At 34.1% G+C, this 19,234-nt stretch carries 19 protein-coding genes; 11 read left to right on the forward strand and 8 right to left on the reverse strand.

Features of this window, described 5'->3' with window-relative positions; translation table 11 throughout:
- The first annotated feature begins 87 nt into the window (after window positions 1–87).
- The 5 genes from AB3G34_RS11035 (at window position 88) to AB3G34_RS11055 (ending at window position 4,658) form a co-directional block, all read left to right on the forward strand.
- On the forward strand, window positions 88–264 hold the full coding sequence (locus AB3G34_RS11035; RefSeq protein WP_367771810.1) for a DUF5522 domain-containing protein: 177 nt from the start codon (window positions 88–90) through the stop codon (window positions 262–264).
- Between the two features lie 224 nt (window positions 265–488).
- Window positions 489–2,471: a urocanate hydratase gene (locus AB3G34_RS11040; protein WP_369752481.1), complete on the forward strand. Its 1,983-nt coding sequence runs from the start codon at window positions 489–491 to the stop codon at window positions 2,469–2,471.
- Between the two features lie 49 nt (window positions 2,472–2,520).
- Window positions 2,521–3,048: a DUF4136 domain-containing protein gene (locus AB3G34_RS11045; RefSeq protein WP_367771816.1), complete on the forward strand. Its 528-nt coding sequence runs from the start codon at window positions 2,521–2,523 to the stop codon at window positions 3,046–3,048.
- 65 nt (window positions 3,049–3,113) lie between these two features.
- Window positions 3,114–3,521 (forward strand): group III truncated hemoglobin, encoded by a 408-nt coding sequence (locus AB3G34_RS11050; protein ID WP_367771818.1) that lies wholly within the window; start codon window positions 3,114–3,116, stop codon window positions 3,519–3,521.
- 6 nt (window positions 3,522–3,527) lie between these two features.
- A complete protein-coding gene (locus AB3G34_RS11055) occupies window positions 3,528–4,658 on the forward strand; it encodes an esterase-like activity of phytase family protein (protein WP_369752482.1) in 1,131 nt (376 codons plus the stop codon).
- A 58-nt stretch (window positions 4,659–4,716) separates the two neighbouring features.
- Here AB3G34_RS11055 and AB3G34_RS11060 read toward each other — a convergent pair whose 3' ends face one another.
- On the reverse strand, window positions 4,717–5,010 hold the full coding sequence (locus AB3G34_RS11060) for a type II toxin-antitoxin system RelE/ParE family toxin (RefSeq protein ID WP_367771824.1): 294 nt from the start codon (window positions 5,008–5,010) through the stop codon (window positions 4,717–4,719).
- Complete coding sequence (locus AB3G34_RS11065) at window positions 5,007–5,255, reverse strand: hypothetical protein (RefSeq protein ID WP_367771826.1); 249 nt, start codon at window positions 5,253–5,255, stop codon at window positions 5,007–5,009. Before AB3G34_RS11065 ends, AB3G34_RS11060 begins: the two co-directional genes overlap by 4 nt.
- 204 nt (window positions 5,256–5,459) lie before the next feature.
- On the opposite strand from AB3G34_RS11065, the gene AB3G34_RS11070 reads away from it, so the two are divergent.
- Both AB3G34_RS11070 and AB3G34_RS11075 read left to right on the forward strand, forming a co-directional pair.
- Window positions 5,460–6,233, forward strand: a complete 774-nt coding sequence (locus AB3G34_RS11070; RefSeq protein ID WP_367771829.1) for a hypothetical protein — start codon at window positions 5,460–5,462, stop codon at window positions 6,231–6,233.
- Window positions 6,234–6,889: 656 nt separating this feature from the next.
- Window positions 6,890–8,647: an aromatic amino acid hydroxylase gene (locus tag AB3G34_RS11075; protein ID WP_369754096.1), complete on the forward strand. Its 1,758-nt coding sequence runs from the start codon at window positions 6,890–6,892 to the stop codon at window positions 8,645–8,647.
- 302 nt (window positions 8,648–8,949) lie between these two features.
- Here AB3G34_RS11075 and AB3G34_RS11080 read toward each other — a convergent pair whose 3' ends face one another.
- The 6 genes from AB3G34_RS11080 to alaS form a co-directional block, all read right to left on the reverse strand.
- Window positions 8,950–9,570, reverse strand: a complete 621-nt coding sequence (locus AB3G34_RS11080) for a DUF4230 domain-containing protein (RefSeq protein WP_367771832.1) — start codon at window positions 9,568–9,570, stop codon at window positions 8,950–8,952.
- Between the two features lie 2 nt (window positions 9,571–9,572).
- Complete coding sequence (locus tag AB3G34_RS11085) at window positions 9,573–10,523, reverse strand: GSCFA domain-containing protein (RefSeq protein ID WP_369754097.1); 951 nt, start codon at window positions 10,521–10,523, stop codon at window positions 9,573–9,575.
- A gap of 149 nt (window positions 10,524–10,672) precedes the next feature.
- On the reverse strand, window positions 10,673–11,527 hold the full coding sequence (locus tag AB3G34_RS11090) for a hypothetical protein (RefSeq protein WP_367771835.1): 855 nt from the start codon (window positions 11,525–11,527) through the stop codon (window positions 10,673–10,675).
- A gap of 127 nt (window positions 11,528–11,654) precedes the next feature.
- On the reverse strand, window positions 11,655–12,440 hold the full coding sequence (locus AB3G34_RS11095; protein ID WP_367771837.1) for a hypothetical protein: 786 nt from the start codon (window positions 12,438–12,440) through the stop codon (window positions 11,655–11,657).
- A 283-nt stretch (window positions 12,441–12,723) separates the two neighbouring features.
- The gene (locus tag AB3G34_RS11100; protein WP_369752483.1) at window positions 12,724–13,518 is read right to left on the reverse strand and encodes a hypothetical protein; all 795 of its coding nucleotides are present in this window, start codon (window positions 13,516–13,518) and stop codon (window positions 12,724–12,726) included.
- A 244-nt stretch (window positions 13,519–13,762) separates the two neighbouring features.
- Entirely contained in the window at window positions 13,763–16,399 is a 2,637-nt protein-coding gene (alaS, locus tag AB3G34_RS11105; protein ID WP_369752484.1) for an alanine--tRNA ligase, read from the reverse strand.
- A 321-nt stretch (window positions 16,400–16,720) separates the two neighbouring features.
- Here alaS and AB3G34_RS11110 point away from each other — a divergent pair, with 321 nt between their 5' ends.
- The 4 genes from AB3G34_RS11110 (at window position 16,721) to AB3G34_RS11125 (ending at window position 19,234) form a co-directional block, all read left to right on the forward strand.
- Entirely contained in the window at window positions 16,721–17,698 is a 978-nt protein-coding gene (locus AB3G34_RS11110) for a M23 family metallopeptidase (RefSeq protein ID WP_367754943.1), read from the forward strand.
- A 71-nt stretch (window positions 17,699–17,769) separates the two neighbouring features.
- On the forward strand, window positions 17,770–18,102 hold the full coding sequence (locus tag AB3G34_RS11115) for a MerR family transcriptional regulator (RefSeq protein ID WP_367754945.1): 333 nt from the start codon (window positions 17,770–17,772) through the stop codon (window positions 18,100–18,102).
- A gap of 12 nt (window positions 18,103–18,114) precedes the next feature.
- The gene (locus AB3G34_RS11120; protein ID WP_367771841.1) at window positions 18,115–18,702 is read left to right on the forward strand and encodes a LemA family protein; all 588 of its coding nucleotides are present in this window, start codon (window positions 18,115–18,117) and stop codon (window positions 18,700–18,702) included.
- A 94-nt stretch (window positions 18,703–18,796) separates the two neighbouring features.
- Entirely contained in the window at window positions 18,797–19,234 is a 438-nt protein-coding gene (locus tag AB3G34_RS11125) for a TPM domain-containing protein (protein WP_367754949.1), read from the forward strand.

The raw sequence follows: 19,234 nt of genomic DNA on the forward strand, positions 1-19,234 counted from the left end.
AATAGTTTCTTTTAAAGAAAAACTCAATCGTTTGAGTTCTCTTTGAACTTAGAAATTTAAAATACATTTCAACAGAATACGACTAAAATGATTAACCCAAATAAGAATACTGAATTAATTGAAGGGGAAGATTTTTATTATACCACAGAAGGTTATAAATGCTTCACTGAAAAACACCACTTAAAAAGAGGCTATTGCTGTAAGAGTGGTTGTCGTCATTGTCCCTACGGATTTGATAAAAAAACGGGAACTATTAAAAAGTAAGCAGTGTTCAATGCTCAATCACAAATTCAACTCAACAAAATAAATGGATATTTGCTTTCAAAAATTTAGGATTACCATCTACAAATCCTATCACAGGTCGGATATTCGTTATCCATAGTCACTTTTTTTAAATAGAAAATGTGCTAATTTAAAATTAGAGTATTCTAATTTTAGCAATTATCACTTTTTCAATCTTTAAATTTTTCAATCTTTAAATTAAAAAAATGACTTTTCAAGAACAAATCCAACAAGGAATACCTACGCTATTGCCACAACCTAAACCCTATGAGGCGAATATAAATCATGCTCCAAAGCGAAAAGAAATACTGTCAGCCGAAGAAAAAAAATTAGCGCTTCGTAATGCCCTACGTTATTTTGATGCCAAACATCATGCGGAACTAATCACTGAATTCAAAGCAGAATTAGAAACTTACGGACGCATATACATGTACCGTTTGCGCCCTGATTATGAAATGCGTGCGCGTCCCATCAATGAATATCCTGGACAATGCGAACAAGCAAAAGCTATAATGTTAATGATTCAGAACAATCTGGATTATGCCGTAGCGCAGCATCCCCATGAATTAATTACTTATGGTGGTAACGGAGCCGTTTTTCAAAACTGGGCACAGTACCTTTTGACCATGAAATACCTGTCGGAAATGACAGAAGACCAGACTTTAACCATGTATTCTGGTCATCCTATGGGTTTATTCCCTTCACATGCAGCAGCTCCAAGAGTGGTGGTGACAAATGGTATGGTAATCCCTAATTATTCTCAACCGGATGATTGGGAAAAGATGAATGCTTTAGGTGTATCGCAATACGGCCAAATGACCGCTGGAAGTTATATGTACATCGGTCCGCAAGGAATTGTACATGGAACGACGATTACAGTTTTGAATGGTTTTAGAAAAATAAAAAAAACGCCAGAAGGGGGATTATTTGTAACCTCTGGATTAGGCGGAATGAGTGGCGCCCAACCCAAGGCAGGAAATATTGCGGGTTGCATCACCGTATGTGCCGAGGTCAACCCAAAAATCACGCACATCCGTCACAGTCAAGGTTGGATTAACGAAGTCATCGAAGATTTGGATGAATTGGTAAGCAGAGTCGCTTTGGCGAAAGCCAATAAAGAAGTAGTCTCTATTGCCTACCTAGGAAATGTGGTGGATGTATGGGAAAAATTTGACCAAGAAAACATCCATATTGATTTAGGAAGTGATCAAACATCATTGCACAATCCTTGGGCAGGTGGTTATTATCCTATTGGAATCACGTTTGAAGAAGCGAATGATATGATGGCTAATAATCCTGATTTATTTAAGGAAAAAGTACAAGAAACGTTACGTCGACATACGACTGCTATTAATAAACATACCGCCAAAGGAACTTATTTCTTTGATTATGGAAATGCTTTTTTACTAGAAGCGTCCCGCGCAGGTGCGGATATTATGGCTGAGAATCACATTGATTTTAGGTATCCTAGTTATGTACAAGACATCATGGGACCTATGTGTTTTGATTATGGTTTTGGACCTTTCCGTTGGGTTTGTGCTTCAGGAAAACCAGAAGATTTACAAAAAACTGATGACATTGCTTGCGCTGTGCTGGAAGAAATGGCAAAAAAGGCTCCTATTGAAATTCAGCAACAAATGCAAGATAATATCAAATGGATCAAAGGGGCTCAAGCCAATAAACTCGTGGTGGGTTCACAAGCTAGAATTCTTTATGCCGATGCCGAAGGTCGTGTGAAAATCGCCGAAGCTTTTAATCAGGCTATAGCCAAAGGTTCAATAGGAACTGTAGTGCTAGGAAGAGATCATCATGATGTTTCGGGAACAGATTCACCGTATAGAGAAACCTCCAATATTTATGACGGATCTCGTTTTACTGCTGATATGGCTATCCAAAACGTAATTGGAGACAGTTTTCGTGGTGCAACTTGGGTATCTATTCACAATGGTGGTGGCGTAGGCTGGGGAGAGGTAATTAACGGTGGTTTTGGTATGGTTCTTGATGGTTCTAAAGAAGCTTCAAGACGCTTAGCCTCAATGCTTTTCTGGGATGTCAATAACGGAATATCAAGAAGAAGTTGGGCGCGTAATGAAGGGGCTATTTTTGCAATAAAAAGGGCTATGGAAACGCAACCTTTATTAAAAGTGACCATCCCTAATATAGTTGACGATAGTTTATTGGATTTTTAAAAATTTGGTCGTAACTTTAGTAAACCCATATTAATCAAATAATCATACCATGAAAGCAATAAAACTTCTTCCCGTACTTTTTCTTTTCGTTTTGGGCGCTTGTAGCTCTATCAGAGTCAATTCTGATTATGATAAAAATGTAGATTTTAGTCAATTTAAAACTTATGCTTTTCAAAAAAGCGGAATTGATAGAGTACAGGTTTCTGAACTGGATAAAAAAAGAATACTTCGTGCCATTGATGCGGAACTCAGCAAAAAAGGAATGACTAAAAGTGAAAATCCAGATTTGCTAATCAACATTTTGACTAAAGAAAGAGAAAAACTAGACGTTAACCAGTACAATGCAGGTTGGGGTTATGGCTGGGGTTACGGTTGGAATCCTTACTTATGGGGAGGACGTACCTATGTTACCTCTTCTACTGAAGGAACATTATACATCGACTTAATTGATGCCAAGAAAAAAGAATTGGTTTGGGAAGGTGAAGGCGTGGGTTATTTAACTGAAAATAGAGACAAAAAAGAAAGTCAAATCAATGAGTTTGTTGCTAAAATTTTATCACAATTCCCACCAAAATAACAATAGCTTAAACCGTATATACTAGAAATGGCCTACCTTTGTGTAGGCTTTTTTTATACCCAATTATGACCATACAAACAGACATAACTACCCTAGACGATATTAAATTACTGGTAGATACCTTTTACGCTAAAGTGCAAAAAGACGATTTCATAGGTCCTATTTTCAATCAAAAAATAGGCAACCGCTGGCCTGAACATTTGGAAAAAATGTACCGCTTTTGGCAAACTATTTTACTAGAAGTACACACCTATTCCGGAAGTCCTTTTCCTCCGCACAAACATTTACCAGTAGACAAAGTCCATTTTGACCGCTGGATGGAAATTTTCATTGCCACAGTAGACTCCTTATTTACAGGAACTATTGCTGAGGAAGCTAAACTACGCGCCAAAAACATGGCTGAGATGTTCAATTATAAGATTAACTATTTCAGAGATGCTGGACAAAAAGGAGATCTTTTAAATTCTAAATAACACTTCATGCGCAAATTATTATTTTTAGCTTTTTTACAACTTGCTTTTATATCCTGTTCGAGTGTAAAACCTACAGAAACAGCAAACGGCAGCCCAACCTTACACTTCATCAACTCCACTGAAGTGCCTTTCAATCAAGAATTTAAAAACACCGTTATAGGCGGCTTATCCAGTATTGATTATGATGCCAAAAATGATTTGTATTATTTCATTTCTGACGATAGATCCATTTATAATGATGCCCGTTTTTATACTGCCAAAATTCATTTGGATTCAGATACCATCAAAAATATTGCTTTTGAGAATGTGGTTACTTTAAAAAATGAAGCTGGAGCCAAATACAGTAATTGGGAGACAAAACCGTCTCAATCTATCGATCCTGAAGAAATGCGTTACAACCCCAAAACGAAGTCAGTGGTTTGGAGTAGCGAAGGGGCTCGAGTGATTGCCAAAGATTTTGTGGTCTTGCAAAATCCTTCGTTGCAAACAGCCGACTTAAACGGAAATTTCGTCAACGACTTTAGTTTACCCACCAACCTCAACATGCAAAAAGAGGAAAAAGGACCACGTAGCAATGGTGTTCTCGAAGGAATAACCTTCAACAAAGACTACAGCAAAGTGTACACGAACGTGGAAGAACCGCTGTACGAAGACGACACCGAAGCTACAACTACCAAAGGCGGAATGATTCGTCTGTTTGAATTTGATACAAAATCGAGAAAAAACACGGCGCAATACGGTTACCTTCTCGATCCGATTGCACATGAACCCAACCCACATACTGGCTTTGCCGTAAACGGAATTTCCTCGATACAGTATTACAGTAAAAACCAACTCTTGATTGTGGAGCGCTCCTACTCTACTGGAAAACAAGCCTGCACGATAAAAGTGTATTTATGTGATTTTACCAAAGCGACCAATGTAAAAGATATTGCTTCCTTACAAAATCAAGGCATTCAATTGGCCTCCAAAAAACTGCTCTTGAACATGGACGATTTAGAAATTTTTACGGATAATATCGAAGGAATTACTTTTGGACCAAAACTAGCCAATGGCAAGCAATCCTTACTTTTTGTATCCGATAATAATTTCTCGGACAAACAGAAAACGCAAGTGCTACTTTTTGAAGTAAATTAAAAAATAGTAGTTTTTTATAAATATCGAAATCCGTAACAGTAATGTTGCGGATTTTTTTTTAATACTTATTCAACCGATTGGGATTTTGTTTTCCGTTGAAGATATCAATAATCAAGACAAAATCTAATTTGCGCTCATAAATGATTTTGTAAGACCAAATGCTAATATGCCGAAATCTTTCTTTATTGATAATTGGCTCTATGGCAAATTCATAACGAGAATCATGAAGAGATTCTGCTAATGCTATTATTTTATCCAAAACCATTTCAGCATTTTGAGGACTGTCTTCCAAAATATAATAATAGATTTTAGAAAGGGAGTCTTTTGCTTCTTTTGACCAAACTACAGTCATTCCTTTTTAGATAAAATAGAAGTACGAACTTGCTCAGAAGTATAAGTTTCAGCACCATCAGCAACGGATTGACTTATTGATTCAATATGCGCAATGTATTCTGATTTGGTTAAAGATTCTCCATCTAATGTTAGAGCGACAATAGAATCGCTATTTAAAATAGCATCAATTTTATCCAAAAGTGTTTCATCTTGAACATCAATTAATTTCTTAATCAACTGGTTTTTATGCGCTTCAATATTCATAACCATAATTATTTAATAGAGTAAAGATAGTTTATTTTAGAAGTAAATTAAAATAGTTTTATAATTACAAAACTGTATACCAAATTATAAGCAATTAAAAAATACTTTTAATTAATAAGATTTTTCAGAAATAAATTATATAACTAAACATTGATTTAATTGGTTTAGAAGACTAACTTTACTTTTTAACTTACAACGATTAAAATGAAGCGATTATACATCATCATAATATTTCTGATAATAAATCACAGTTTTGCACAATCTAAAATAAAATTTTCATTAGATGAGGTTTCTGATATGACTGTAATGTTATACCAACAAATTAATGATTCGACTGGAACTAACGGTACAGGAACTATTATCGAATACAAAAACAAATATTTCTTATTGACTGCTGCCCATGTTGCTAAAGAATTAAAAAATACTTCAAAAATTATTTTTAGAATAAATAACGATCAGCCAGCGGTAATCGATTTAGTATCTCTAAATCAAAAAATGAATTGGCAATTTCATCAAATTGCTGATATTGCAATCATGGAACTAATACCTTACAATTTAGATATAAAAAATAGATTTATCAATTCCTCATTTCCTTCAACATTAATCAGTGATGAAAAAACACTATTATGGAAAGAATTTGAACTGACTTTTCTGGGTTATCCAGTAACTGATTTAATATTGGAACACTTTTCAGCATTATCCTTTAAAAGTAATTATGCTAGTGGATTAATAACCCAAACTTTTTCTTATTATGGAAAAAATAAAAAGTGTTCGGTATTTTACTTAGACAAATCTAGTATTCAAGGAGCAAGTGGTTCAGGATTATATCTATCAATAAGTAAAATGGTAGAAATTGGTGCTTTAGATAGAACAATATTAGTAGGAATTGTTAGTGGAACACATTCTGACAATACAGGAGGTAAATTAGCGATAATAATGCCTTCATTTTACATATGGGATTTGCTGAAATTAAATTAGAATATTCCACCGCTACTGCACAAAATGAAATTCACCGAAGTTAATCCTTTCGTATGGTTCATTATTATTACAACTACAATCCTAAAGAGAATATATTAAATTTAATTGGTTCATGTGATGACATTCGCCGCAGCGAACAGTTCTATCCTCCCCCCCGCTGCCGCACGAATCCTTTCGTGTGGCTCGTCTTAATAAAAGATAAACTTCATATAAATACACATTGGTACTTGATGTGATTTACTTCGTCTGTTCGCTAACGCTCGAGTCTCCTTCGTCGGAATGAAAAAGAATGTAGAATTGGTTTGTAGACGTGTATTAGTGTGATTGCGTCGTTCCTCGCAATGACTTGCTTCAAGTTTACTTATTATTGGAATTCTTCATTGATTGGAATGAAAACAAACCTACAAGGTTCAAAAAAACCTTGCAGGACAGGAATCAATAAACAAACATTTTACCACAACTCCCCTAGCCCCGACTGAAATGGAAAGCTTTTTGTACAAGCCGTTTTTTTAGGTTTTCCTGTTTATAAAAAGCGACCAGAGGAAGCTCTTTTATAAACTATGGAAAAACAAACGGCTAGACAAAAACTTGCAATGAAAAGCGGGAAATGGCTTCAAGAATTCGTACTTTTGCATGATAACTACAACGATTTCGAAATGAACTCAATTATAGAAAGTAATCCGTTATTAGACCGATTACCCAAACATTTAAAGCAATTTATTAAACCTCAGGATTATAGCGATTATACGCCTATCAATCAAGCGGTTTGGCGCTATGTGATGCGTAAAAACGTGGATTATCTTGCTCAAGTGGCGCATAGCTCGTATCTGGAAGGGTTGAAGAAAACAGGAATTGAGATTGACAATATCCCGAGTATGTACGGTATGAACCGCATTTTGACCGAAATAGGTTGGGCTGCTGTTGCCGTGGACGGATTTATTCCGCCGAATGCTTTTATGGAATTTCAAGCATATAACGTTTTGGTAATAGCCTCGGATATTCGCCAACTGGAACATATTGAATACACGCCTGCTCCCGATATTATTCATGAAGGTGCCGGTCACGCGCCTATTATTGCCAATCCAGAATATGCGGAATATTTGCGCCGTTTTGGAGAAATAGGATGCAAAGCGATTTCATCGGACAAGGATTATCAAATGTATGAGGCAATCCGACTTTTATCCATCGTCAAAGAAGCCGAAGGTACGCCACAAGCTACGATTGACGCTGCCGAAAAAGCAGTCGAAGACTTGCAAAACAACATGGGCGAACTGTCTGAAATGGCTCAAATACGCAACCTACACTGGTGGACTGTGGAATATGGCTTGATAGGAACGGTAGAAAATCCAAAGATTTACGGTGCAGGATTGTTGTCGTCTATTGGTGAAAGTGCGTACTGCATGACGGATCAAGTGAAGAAAATCCCTTACGATATCTCAGCAGCCTACCAAAGTTTTGACATTACAAAACTACAACCCCAATTGTATGTTACGCCAACTTTTGCGTATTTGAATTTGGTTTTGGAAGAATTTGCGAATAAAATGGCATTGCGCACAGGCGGCTTGTCTGGAATTGAGAAATTGATTCACTCGGGCGCTTTGGGAACGATTGAATTGAGCACGGGATTGCAAATTTCGGGTGTTTTTACCAAAGTAATTGCTGATGAAGGGAAACCGATTTACATACAAACAATTGGAAAAACAGCTTTGGCTTCCCGCGAAAAAGAATTAGTAGGCCATGGTACTTTGACTCATGCCGAAGGTTTTGGTAGTCCAATAGGAAAACTGCAAGGAATTAACTTAGCGATAGAAGATATGAGTCCGAAGGACTTGCATGCCTATGACATTATAGAATCCAAAGCCGTTAAACTAGAGTTTGAAGGCGGTATCACTGTGGAAGGCGAAATTGTAACGGGTTCTAGAAACCTACAAGGTGAGATTATCTTGATACGTTTTAAAAACTGTACGGTGACGCATGGTGAAACGATTTTGTTCCAACCCGATTGGGGTGTTTATGATATGGCGGTGGGTAAAAAAGTAGTTTCGGCTTTCTCTGGTCCTGCCGATGTGAATAGTTTTGATTTGATTACCCATTTACCATCTAGCACCACTATTAAAGCGACACATACTGCAGAGCGCGATGATTTAGAAATTTTATACCAAACTGTTAGAATTATTAGGGAGACGCATGACATCTACGCTTCGCTTAGTCCTATTTTTAATAAATTAAAAGTAAATCACCCAAAAGATTGGTTACTTTCGGTTGAGATTGTGGAGCTTTTAAAAGACCGCAATGATGCTCCACTATTGGATGAAGTATTGGCACATCTCGAACAATTAAAACTTGCCAGACCCGAAGTGGCGCATTTAATTACTGGTGGATTGGACTTGATTTTTGAGAAGGCAAAAGCATAAAATTTTAGCCACGAATGCACTGATTAAAGTTGATTCGTATTGTAAATAGATAACCGCAAATTCGCAAATTATTTTAGCGGACTTGCGGTAATCTATTTTGAGATAATTATAATAGAAATTAGTGAATTCGTAGATTTCACTTTATAATTAAAACTGACTATTGTAGAGGCAGATTAAAAAAAAACGAACACAAATTCGCAAATTATTTTAGTGGACTTGCGGTTATCTACTTTGAGATAATTATAATAGAAATTAGTGAATTCGTGGCTTTCACTTTATAATTAAATTCGTGGCTTTTTCTTTTACAACTTTATTTGCTGACTTAAATCTTTATCGCTTTCAATTACTTTGCCTTCGTATTTTAAAGTCCAACCTAAATTACTGGTTGTAATAAGGATCTTAGACAATTCACTTATTAAGCGATTTTGAGCATTAGATTTTAATGTGGAAGTTTCCATTTTCTTAGCTAAATTAGCTTTTACTGACTTGTTGATTTTGTTATAATCATCACCCGTAAAAGGGTTCAGCTTGCTTTGTTCTACATCATAAAACTTGATATCAGGACTAATTTTTATTTCTTCTTTAGGGATATAAACAATCGAGATTGTTTTGTTTTTCTCATCAATATCGTATTTCATTTTGTGTAAATCGTATGCCACTGTCACATCTGCATTTACGACAATCAATGCTTTTTTATCAAAAGAAAACATTCCCATCAAGTATTTCTCTTGGTTTTTATAGGTTATTACTTCCGAATAATGCCCTTCGGTAACAACCAGTTTTCCTACGTTTACAATTTGCTGCTGAATTAAACCAGCGCCATCTATAGTTGTAGCATCATCAGCTTTTTTAAATTCACAAAACTTGAATAACAGCACCACTGTTACTATTAAACCTATAAAAACGAATAGTCTTTTTAACATAATTAAAATTTCATGAATGAATATTGGGAAACCATTTTGCTGATTTTAGCTTGCAAATTGGATTCAAATTTTTGATGACTTTCAGATGCTGGATTAAAAGCTCGATGTTGTAATGATTTTTGAATGGTCGCAACGGCATCCATTGTTTCGTAAGCTGTTTCGGCAATATTTGTTTCTTTAAAACGCTCCCAAATATAATCAACCGCCAATGCGCTTGGATGTAACATATCCTCTGTGTAAAAGCGATAATCACGCAGTTCATCCATCATGATTTCGTAACTCGGGAAATAAGTAACAGCCGAAAGTCGAAAGTCAAAAGTTGCATGTAGCGCACTTATTAAATGCGCTTTACTTAGTTGATTATCTACAAAACCATCCTTAATGTGACGCACTGGCGAAACGGTAAAAATAAATTTTGCTTCTGGATTAATGGATTGAATTAACTGAATAGTGTTAGAAATACTTTCTGTAATTGTAGCTATCGAAAGCAATTCTTTGGCGAATTGTTTTTGCGGTACTTTATGGCAATTCGCTACTATTTCATCGCTTTCTGTAGCACGATATATCCATGCAGTTCCATAGGTAATAATAATATGAGAAGCTTCGAGTAATTGCTGTTTTGTAATTTTTAGAATAGAGTTTAAAGTCATTAATAGCTCTTCTTTACTATTGGAACTTAAATCCGAATGAACATCGAAACAATGCCAACGTTCGTTATGAAAGAAAACCTCCTCCTCCGTAAATTGTTTTTCTGAAACCACAAACCGAACTAATTTTTCAATAGAAACAGGATTGAAAATAATCCCAAAAGGATTACAACTGTTTTGAAACTGATAATAATCTAGTTTCTCCGCCATATTGACTGCAAAACAAGAACCTAAAGAAATCACCTTTGAATTATAATCAAGGAGGGAATTACTTTTAGGAATAGGTATTTGGGTTCTGAATTGCATCATTCTAATTTACTACAAATTTGAATAATTTTAGTGACTTAAACACGGTTTAGTTGTTTTTTTCCTTCATCAAAAAATAGCATCAAAAAACCCTTTTAACGTTTTATAGTTGAAAGGGTAGTTTTATATGGTTTTACAAACTAAATTGTTTACTCATAGAAATATTGAAAAATAGCATTGAGTTTATCACCATTATATTCATAATATTCTTTTCTTTCAATAGGATATCCATTTGTGTTATATGTATATTGATTTTTTGTTGGATAATAACCCGGAATATTCATTTTTAAAATATTGTTTGATCGATCCAGGTGAGGAATCAAAGGGTGTAGATTGAAATTTGTTGGAAGACCAAAATATATAATTTTATTATATCCTAAAATATTTTTTTTAGGATTGGATTTCAAATCATAAACGAGAGTCGAGAAATAACCTTCCTCTTCAGAATAAGCCATTTTGATAATATTTCTATTTGCATCAAAAAAGATTTTACCATTTTGATAAGGAGTCTCAATATTATCTCGACTATCAGTCAAAAATATTTTAAAATCTTGTGTATTATTATCAATTTTAATATATAAAATTTTTAAAATTGTTTTGTAATTTTCAAGATAATGCTCTTCAACTGATGAAATTAAATCACCATTACTGTCGTAAACATAATCAATTTTGATAATTTGCCTCTCTGTATACCCTAAAGGAGTCACATAAATTCTTTTATTGGTAATCAAATTTCCTGTATAGCTATAATCCATTCTATAACTATAGCCTATATCAGTCCCCATACTAAAACTATTTTGCTTCCAAGACTCACTTACAATTTTATTCCCATCATAAGAAAAGGTTGTTGTGACTAAAAGTTTTCCTGCTGAATCAGATGTAGTAATTTTCTTTACTAATGCAGAAGGCGCAACTACAACTGGCGAATCACTCCCAGAAGAATCACTTGAACAGGAAAACAACATCAGCATTAAACCGACTAATCCTAAAGCTAATTTATTCATGTTTATTTTTTATATAAATAAAGTAAATAAAAAACATTTAACACTATTTTTTGCACAAAAAAACTCAATTGTCTTTTAATCAAGACCATTGAGTTTTTTATTATAATTCAATCTTTTTTATTCTGTTTTATTTGTAGAAATATTCAGTTTTTAAATACCCTGATTTCCCATCAGATGGCATCACTGATTCAGCAACTTTTTCAGTAGGATATCCTTCTTTATCATATTTAAAAGAGCTCTTGTAAAAATTAGCCGATGATGTGATTTGATCTTCTGCATTTGTAATTGTTGCTTCCACAATACCTATCTGGCTATTATTTATAGAAATTAAATCGTTTTGATTCAGCAACTTATCAAAGCCCAATATGTTATAAAAGGGATTGTTTTTTAAGTCATATTCATAACTCAGGTCGTAATTTGAAGTGATCCCTGGTTCAGTATCATCAAGCGTTCTTTTGTCTTTAATCAAGTTTTTATTTTTGAAAGATAAAACACCATGATAAACCTTAACCTCTTCATTCTGAGAACTCAAAGTTGTTTTTTGATAAGAAACCGTTTCATCGGACTTATGCGTGAATTTAATCGAGTAATTGTCTGATGATTTTATACCCACTAATTTGTCCTTATCATAAGTGAATTCTAAGGAAGTACTACTTTGATTTACCTTCGTCTTCGTAATTATCTTAGTGATTAAGCCATTCGTATATGTATAATCAACATGTTGTTTTTCATTGTCTGTATTTACAATTTCATTTCCTTTATAAGTAAACAAAGTCGTATTTGATGTACCATCAGATGAAGTTTCAACTAATTTTTTAAGTAACTTTATGTTGTCACTATTATCTTTTGAACATGAAAAAAGAATCAATAAAAAAATTGACACTACCCCAAATAAAATTTTTCCTTTTCTCATTATAATAAATCTAATAGGGTCGACGCATAGGGCTTTACCAATATCAAACCTAAAAAAATAAAATAAAAGCTACAAAATTCATCGTTACAATCCTTATTTTTCGGATTAACTACTTATTAATAGCCTTGAAAAAACAGTATATAAGTAATGAATTTGGGAATTTACGAGTTAAAAACAATCCTATTTTATTTAAAAAATCATCAGTTCGCTACTACAAATTCTAGAATTAAAACAACCTGCTTCTTGGAAGATGAATTTTATTTGTTGTTTTTTATAATGTTCATTAATTATAAAATAATTGCGACTTTAAATGATTCGCATTATGTCCTCCAAACATTTCGTTTTCAGAAACTATTTCCGTAGGATAGTCATTCGAATTATATTTATATTTATTGGTGTTCATTTTGACAGCTGAAATAGCTTGATCTTCATTTACATATTTAACTGATGATGTTTCCATACTACTAATATCATTATTTGAAGAAATAAATTTAGAATAATCTAACAGTTTACTAAATCCTAAAATATTAAGCAATGCGTTATTTTTATAATCATAAGTAACCTCCATTTTATTAACTGCCAAAACTCCTGTCCCCACATTATCTAAAACTTTTTCATCTTTGATAAGGTTTCCATTTTGAAAATATAAAGTTCCGTGATTACTTCTAACCTCATTAGCATTTGAATCCTTTGTTAGTTTTTCATAAGAAACTGTACCATCTGTGTTGTGAGTATAATTCAACGTATAATTATCTGAAGAAATAATTTTTACTAATTTATTATCAGAGTATACATATTCTAACGTATTTTGATTTTGGGTTGATTTATTTAACACAGTAATTTTAGTAATTAAATCTCCTGTATAATAAAACGTTGAAAATTCACCAACTTTATCAATACTCACAATTTTATTAGCTTCATAAGCAATAAATGTTGCTTTCGAAGATCCATCAACAGCAACTTCAACAATCTTTTTTAATAAAAGAGCTTGATTGTCATTCCCGTTATCGTTAGTACAAGAACACAGAGTTATTAATAAGATTGAAACTAGTAAAACTATTTTAGTTGGTGTTTGCATGTTACTTAATTTATCCACATTTATTAAATGTTTCTGTTTTTTAAATTGATGGGGCAAACCTAAAAAAATAAAATAAAAGCTACAAAATTCATCGCTACAATCCTTATATTTCGGTTAAACTACTATTTTAAAAAACTAACAAATACAACCTATGTGGTTCATTTTACAATAGATTCTACAAATAATAAACCCTTTTAAAGCGCATGCTCTAAAAGGGTTATTTTATATAATGATTAAAACTATTTTACTTCACAAACTCAACTGCTTTATCTAAAGCTTCTTGAATTCCTTCTACTTTTTTTCCTCCTGCAGTGGCAAAGAAGGGTTGGCCTCCACCTCCACCTTGGATATACTTCCCTAATTCACGAACCACCAGTCCTGCATTTAAGCCTTTATCAGCTACTAATTCTTTAGAGATATAACAACTTAACATTGGCTTTCCTTCTTCGGCTGTAGCCAAAACTAGGAACATATTGCTTCCTAGATTTCCTAATTCATATGCCAAATCTTTAGCACCCTCTGGATTTAAATCCACTTGTTTTGCTAAAAATTGAATACCATTGATTTCTTGCAACTCTTTAGCCAAATCCCCTTTCATATTTTTAGCCTTCTCTTTCAATAAGGTTTCCAATTGTTTTTTCAATTTGGCATTATCCTCTTGAAGAGAAACTACTGCTTTCAGCGAATCTTGTGGGTTTTTTAAAGCTACTTTAATTTCGCTCAACATGTTTTCCTGAGATGCAAAAAAAGCTTTTACAGCATCGCTAGTTATTGCTTCAATACGGCGAATTCCTGCCGCAACTGCTCCTTCACTTGTGATTTTAAAATGCCAGATTTCCGCCGTGTTTTTCACATGGATTCCTCCGCATAATTCCATACTGTCACCAAATTTTATAGCACGTACATGATCTCCATATTTTTCTCCAAAAAGTGCCATCGCTCCTTCTTCTACCGCTTGCGCAAAAGGAATATTCCTACGTTCAATCAATGGCAATTGTTCTTGAATTCTAGCATTTACAAAATCCTCTACCTGCTGCAATTCTTCATCCGTTACTTTTGCAAAATGTGAAAAGTCAAAACGCAAATAGTTCGGATTTACCAATGATCCTTTTTGCTCTACGTGTGTACCTAAAACAGTACGCAATGCCAAGTGCATTAAATGGGTAGCCGAGTGATTCTTGGCACTTGCTGTTCTTAAATTAGTATTTACTTTAGCAACAAAACTAGCATTTACATTTTCTGGCAATTGCTTAGCAAAAAGTAAAATAAGGTTGTTTTCTTTTTTAGTATCTATAATTTGAATGGTCTCATTTGCTGAAACCAATGTTCCTTTGTCTCCTACTTGTCCTCCTCCTTCTGGATAAAACGGACTATTATCTAATACAATTTGGTATAAAACGCCATCTTTTTTAGAATCGACTTTTCGGATACGGGTGATTTTCACGTCTGCTTCTGTGTCGTCGTAGCCTACAAATGTTTCTACATTTCCAGGTATTAAAACAGACCAGTCTTCTGTTGAAACTTCCGATGCTGCTCGAGAACGCGCTTTTTGTTCTTGCATTGCAATATCAAAACCCGCTTCGTCCAACTCTAATCCTCTTTCTCTTAAAATCAAAGCCGTTAAATCCTTTGGAAAACCAAAAGTATCATACAATTCGAATGCTTTAGCACCTGAAACTTCTTTTCCTTTTGTTTCAGTAAAAACATTTTCAAGCAATTGCAATCCTTGGTCTAATGTTCTTAAGAAAGAAGCTTCCTCTTCTCTAATTACATTCGTTACCAAGTTTTGTTGCGATTTGATTTCTGGGAAAAATTCACCCATTTGATTGGCCAAAACAGCAACCAATTCAAATATAAAAGGCTCTTTAGTATTCAAAAAAGTAAATCCGTAACGGATCGCACGACGCAAAATACGACGAATTACATAACCCGCACCAGTGTTTGAAGGCAACTGACCATCAGCAATGGCAAAAGCAACCGCACGAACGTGATCCACAATAACGCGAATTGCTATATTCGTTTTGTTTTGTTCCTCGCTTATGTCTTTAACTTCGTTTGAAGTATATTTTAATCCTGTAATCTGTTCCACTTTCTCAATAAGTGGCGTAAATACATCCGTATCATAATTTGAAGTTGTGTTTTGCATCGCCATACACAAACGCTCAAATCCCATACCGGTATCCACATGTTGGGAAGGCAATTTTTCAAGAGAACCATCCGCTTTGCGGTTGAATTCCATAAATACATTATTCCAAATCTCTACTACTTGAGGATGATCTGCATTTACTAAACTTCTACCTGAAACAGCAGCTCTTTCTTCATCCGAACGTAAATCGATATGAATTTCTGAACAAGGTCCGCAAGGTCCTTGATCTCCCATTTCCCAAAAATTGTCTTTTTTATTTCCAAGAATAATTCGGTCTTCAGGAACAAATTGTTTCCAAATATCAAATGCTTCCTGATCAAAAGGGACATTTTCTGCTTCGTTCCCTTCAAAAACAGAAACGTATAAACGGTCTTTGTCTAATTTTAAAACTTCAGTCAAAAATTCCCAAGCGAAAGGCAAAGCCTCTTTTTTGAAATAATCGCCAAAAGACCAGTTTCCTAACATTTCAAACATAGTATGGTGGTAAGTATCAAAACCTACATCCTCTAAATCATTGTGTTTTCCTGAAACACGAAGACATTTTTGCGTATCGGCAATTCTATTGCTTTTGGGTGTGGCATTTCCTAAAAAATACTCTTTGAACTGAGCCATCCCTGAGTTGTTGAACATCAAAGTAGGATCATCTTTAAGAACAATTGGTGCAGAAGGAACGATTAAATGCCCTTTGCTTTGAAAAAAATCTAGAAATTGTTTACGTACGTCTTGTGATTTCATTATTTATTTTAGTTTAAAGTTTAAGGTTTAAAGTTGATTAGACCAGAAACTATCTCTTTTTATTATTTTTTTTCTTGCCCCAGATAGTAGTGAAAAGCTTCGAAGTTTTGAAATTTATTTTTTCTTGTGGTGGTAGAGCGACCGCAGGAAGCTCCTGCCAGCGCAGTAGAAAAAAAGATTTCAAGACGAGAACTTGAAACGAATAGCTGGAATAGGCACATTATTTTATTTATTCCTGAAAAAAGGGTTGAACAAATGAAACATTTATTAAATTTGTTCGACTAACATTTTACAATGTGCAAAAATAGGGTATTTTAAAACATGGCGAAAGTAAAATATTATTACGATTCCGAAAATCTAGCATATCGAAAAATAAAAACAAAAAAAAGATGGAAATTCGGTTTTGCCATCTTGTTTTTAGTGGCTTCTGCATTGTTTGGCGTTTTAAGTTTTGTCGTTTTATTGAACACCCCTTATTTCGACACTCCAAAGGATCGATTGTTATTGCGTGAAATTGAAAATTTAAAACTGAATTATGCTGTTTTAAATAAAAAAATGGACGAGGTGGATGATGTCATTGTAGCTATTGAAGATCGAGATAACAATTTATACCGCACGTACTTTAATACTGCTCCGATTCCCGAAGAGGAAAGAAAATCAGGTTTTGGAGATGTAAACCGGTATGTAGCACTTGAAGGATATAACAATACACAACTGGTTTTAAATACCACAAAAAGAATAGATGTTTTGAGTAAAGAATTGGCAATTCAATCTAAATCTTTGGACTATATTTTAAAATTAGCCAAAGAAAAAAACAAGCTATTGTCATCTATTCCTGCCATTCAGCCAGTCCGAAATGAAAACTTGAAACGTATGGCTTCTGGTTTTGGATATCGAACAGATCCATTTACCAAAGCGCGTAAAATGCATGAGGGAATGGACTTTACAGCCAAAACAGGCTCTCCAATCTACGCCACTGGAGATGGTGTTATAGCTGAAGCCAATAGTAATGCTTCAGGTTTTGGTAATCATGTGGTCATTAGGCATGGTTATGGATACGAAACGTTGTATGCGCATTTAAGCAAATACAATTGCAAAGCGGGACAAAGAGTGAAGCGTGGAGATATTATAGGGTATGTAGGAAGCACAGGGCGATCTGAAGCGCCACATTGCCATTACGAAGTACATAAAGATGGAAAAGTGGTCAACCCACTTAATTTCTATTACGGAAATATATCGGCAGTGGAATATGTAGCCATATCAAAATTAGCCAACCAAGAGAACCAGTCACTGGATTAATTTATAAAATCGACGTTATAAAATGGAGCGTTTGGCTTTAAAATTATAACATTAAACTTTTAAACAAGAAAATGCATATAGAACTTTCAAAAGATAAAAGATATTACAGCATTGGGGAAATCTCCAAAGCTTTTAATGTTAATGCATCCTTAATTCGTTTTTGGGATAGTGAATTTGATATTCTAAAGCCTAAGAAAAATGCCAAAGGAAATCGAATGTTTACTCCAGAGGATGTGACCAATTTACAGCTCATTTATCATTTAGTAAAAGAAAGAGGTTTTACACTGGAAGGAGCAAAAACGCATTTGAAAGAAGGACAAAAGAAAACCTTAGATAAGTTTGAAATTATTAGAAAATTAGAAACGATACGAACACAATTAACAAATATTAAAAACCAACTTTAAAATTAAATAAACATGAAAAGATTTTTGCCTTGGATTATTGGAGCCGTTGTTATTTTAGGAATATACAGCTGGGTTAAAGGAATAAACAATACTGCTGTAACATTAAACCAAACAGTAGAGCAATCGTGGGGAGATGTACAAACGGCTTATCAAAGACGTAATGACTTGATTGGAAATTTAGTTAATACTGTAAAAGGAGCAGCTGATTTTGAAAAAAGCACTTTGACTGCAGTAATTGAAGCTAGAGCAAAAGCAACTCAAGTTACAGTGGACCCAGCAAACATTACTCCAGAACAATTAGCTGAATTCAACAAAGCACAAAGTGGTGTTAGTAGTTCATTATCTCGTTTATTGGTAACGGTAGAGCAATACCCTGATTTAAAAGCGAATCAAAACTTCTTGAAATTACAAGATGAATTGGCGAGTACTGAAAATCAAATCTTAACGGCTAGAACTCGTTTTAACGAAGCAGTAAAACCATACAACACACACATCAAAACGTTCCCAAACAGCCTTTTTGCTGGAATGTTTGGATTCAAAGAAAAAGCATACTTTAACGCTGTTGAAGGTGCTGATAAACCCGTAGAAGTAAAATTCTAAAAACCGAATTTAAATTTTTGAGTACCGATTTTTGATAGCAGAATAAAAACTTGTCCAATCAGAAATCGTTACTCTTCATTAAAAAATAATTTCCATGTCAAAAGTAGAAGATTTTTTAACACAAGAAGAAGAACAAGAAATTGTAGAAGCGATTCGCGTGGCCGAAAAAAACACCTCTGGCGAAATAAGAGTACATCTTGAAAAAACGACAGAATTAGATCCTTTTGATCGTGCTTTAGAAGTTTTTAATGAATTAAAAATGGATGAAACCCAACTGAAAAATGGAGTTTTAATCTATCTAGCGGTAAAAGACAAAACCTTTGTGATTTGTGGTGACCAAGGAATTAATGAAATTGTAGCTAATGATTTTTGGGACAGTACCAAAGACATAATGGTTACTCACTTTAAAAATGGCAATTTCAAACAAGGTTTGATTGATGGTATTTTAAAAGCGGGTGAAGAATTAAAAAAACATTTTCCATGGTCCGAAGATGATACGAATGAATTATCAAACGAAATATCTAAAGGATAA

The organism is Flavobacterium sp. WC2409 (assembly GCF_041200085.1).
Lineage (GTDB): Bacteria > Bacteroidota > Bacteroidia > Flavobacteriales > Flavobacteriaceae > Flavobacterium.

What these genes read in the sequence shown, in the direction of transcription:
- AB3G34_RS11035 (WP_367771810.1), top strand. Translation starts at nt 88, where the DNA reads ATGATTAACCCAAATAAGAATACTGAATTAATTGAAGGGGAAGATTTT.
- AB3G34_RS11040 (WP_369752481.1), top strand. Translation starts at nt 489, where the DNA reads ATGACTTTTCAAGAACAAATCCAACAAGGAATACCTACGCTATTGCCA.
- AB3G34_RS11045 (WP_367771816.1), top strand. Translation starts at nt 2,521, where the DNA reads ATGAAAGCAATAAAACTTCTTCCCGTACTTTTTCTTTTCGTTTTGGGC.
- AB3G34_RS11050 (WP_367771818.1), top strand. Translation starts at nt 3,114, where the DNA reads ATGACCATACAAACAGACATAACTACCCTAGACGATATTAAATTACTG.
- AB3G34_RS11055 (WP_369752482.1), top strand. Translation starts at nt 3,528, where the DNA reads ATGCGCAAATTATTATTTTTAGCTTTTTTACAACTTGCTTTTATATCC.
- AB3G34_RS11060 (WP_367771824.1), bottom strand. Translation starts at nt 5,010, where the DNA reads ATGACTGTAGTTTGGTCAAAAGAAGCAAAAGACTCCCTTTCTAAAATC.
- AB3G34_RS11065 (WP_367771826.1), bottom strand. Translation starts at nt 5,255, where the DNA reads ATGAATATTGAAGCGCATAAAAACCAGTTGATTAAGAAATTAATTGAT.
- AB3G34_RS11070 (WP_367771829.1), top strand. Translation starts at nt 5,460, where the DNA reads ATGAAGCGATTATACATCATCATAATATTTCTGATAATAAATCACAGT.
- AB3G34_RS11075 (WP_369754096.1), top strand. Translation starts at nt 6,890, where the DNA reads ATGAACTCAATTATAGAAAGTAATCCGTTATTAGACCGATTACCCAAA.
- AB3G34_RS11080 (WP_367771832.1), bottom strand. Translation starts at nt 9,570, where the DNA reads ATGTTAAAAAGACTATTCGTTTTTATAGGTTTAATAGTAACAGTGGTG.
- AB3G34_RS11085 (WP_369754097.1), bottom strand. Translation starts at nt 10,523, where the DNA reads ATGCAATTCAGAACCCAAATACCTATTCCTAAAAGTAATTCCCTCCTT.
- AB3G34_RS11090 (WP_367771835.1), bottom strand. Translation starts at nt 11,527, where the DNA reads ATGAATAAATTAGCTTTAGGATTAGTCGGTTTAATGCTGATGTTGTTT.
- AB3G34_RS11095 (WP_367771837.1), bottom strand. Translation starts at nt 12,440, where the DNA reads ATGAGAAAAGGAAAAATTTTATTTGGGGTAGTGTCAATTTTTTTATTG.
- AB3G34_RS11100 (WP_369752483.1), bottom strand. Translation starts at nt 13,518, where the DNA reads ATGCAAACACCAACTAAAATAGTTTTACTAGTTTCAATCTTATTAATA.
- alaS (WP_369752484.1), bottom strand. Translation starts at nt 16,399, where the DNA reads ATGAAATCACAAGACGTACGTAAACAATTTCTAGATTTTTTTCAAAGC.
- AB3G34_RS11110 (WP_367754943.1), top strand. Translation starts at nt 16,721, where the DNA reads ATGGCGAAAGTAAAATATTATTACGATTCCGAAAATCTAGCATATCGA.
- AB3G34_RS11115 (WP_367754945.1), top strand. Translation starts at nt 17,770, where the DNA reads ATGCATATAGAACTTTCAAAAGATAAAAGATATTACAGCATTGGGGAA.
- AB3G34_RS11120 (WP_367771841.1), top strand. Translation starts at nt 18,115, where the DNA reads ATGAAAAGATTTTTGCCTTGGATTATTGGAGCCGTTGTTATTTTAGGA.
- AB3G34_RS11125 (WP_367754949.1), top strand. Translation starts at nt 18,797, where the DNA reads ATGTCAAAAGTAGAAGATTTTTTAACACAAGAAGAAGAACAAGAAATT.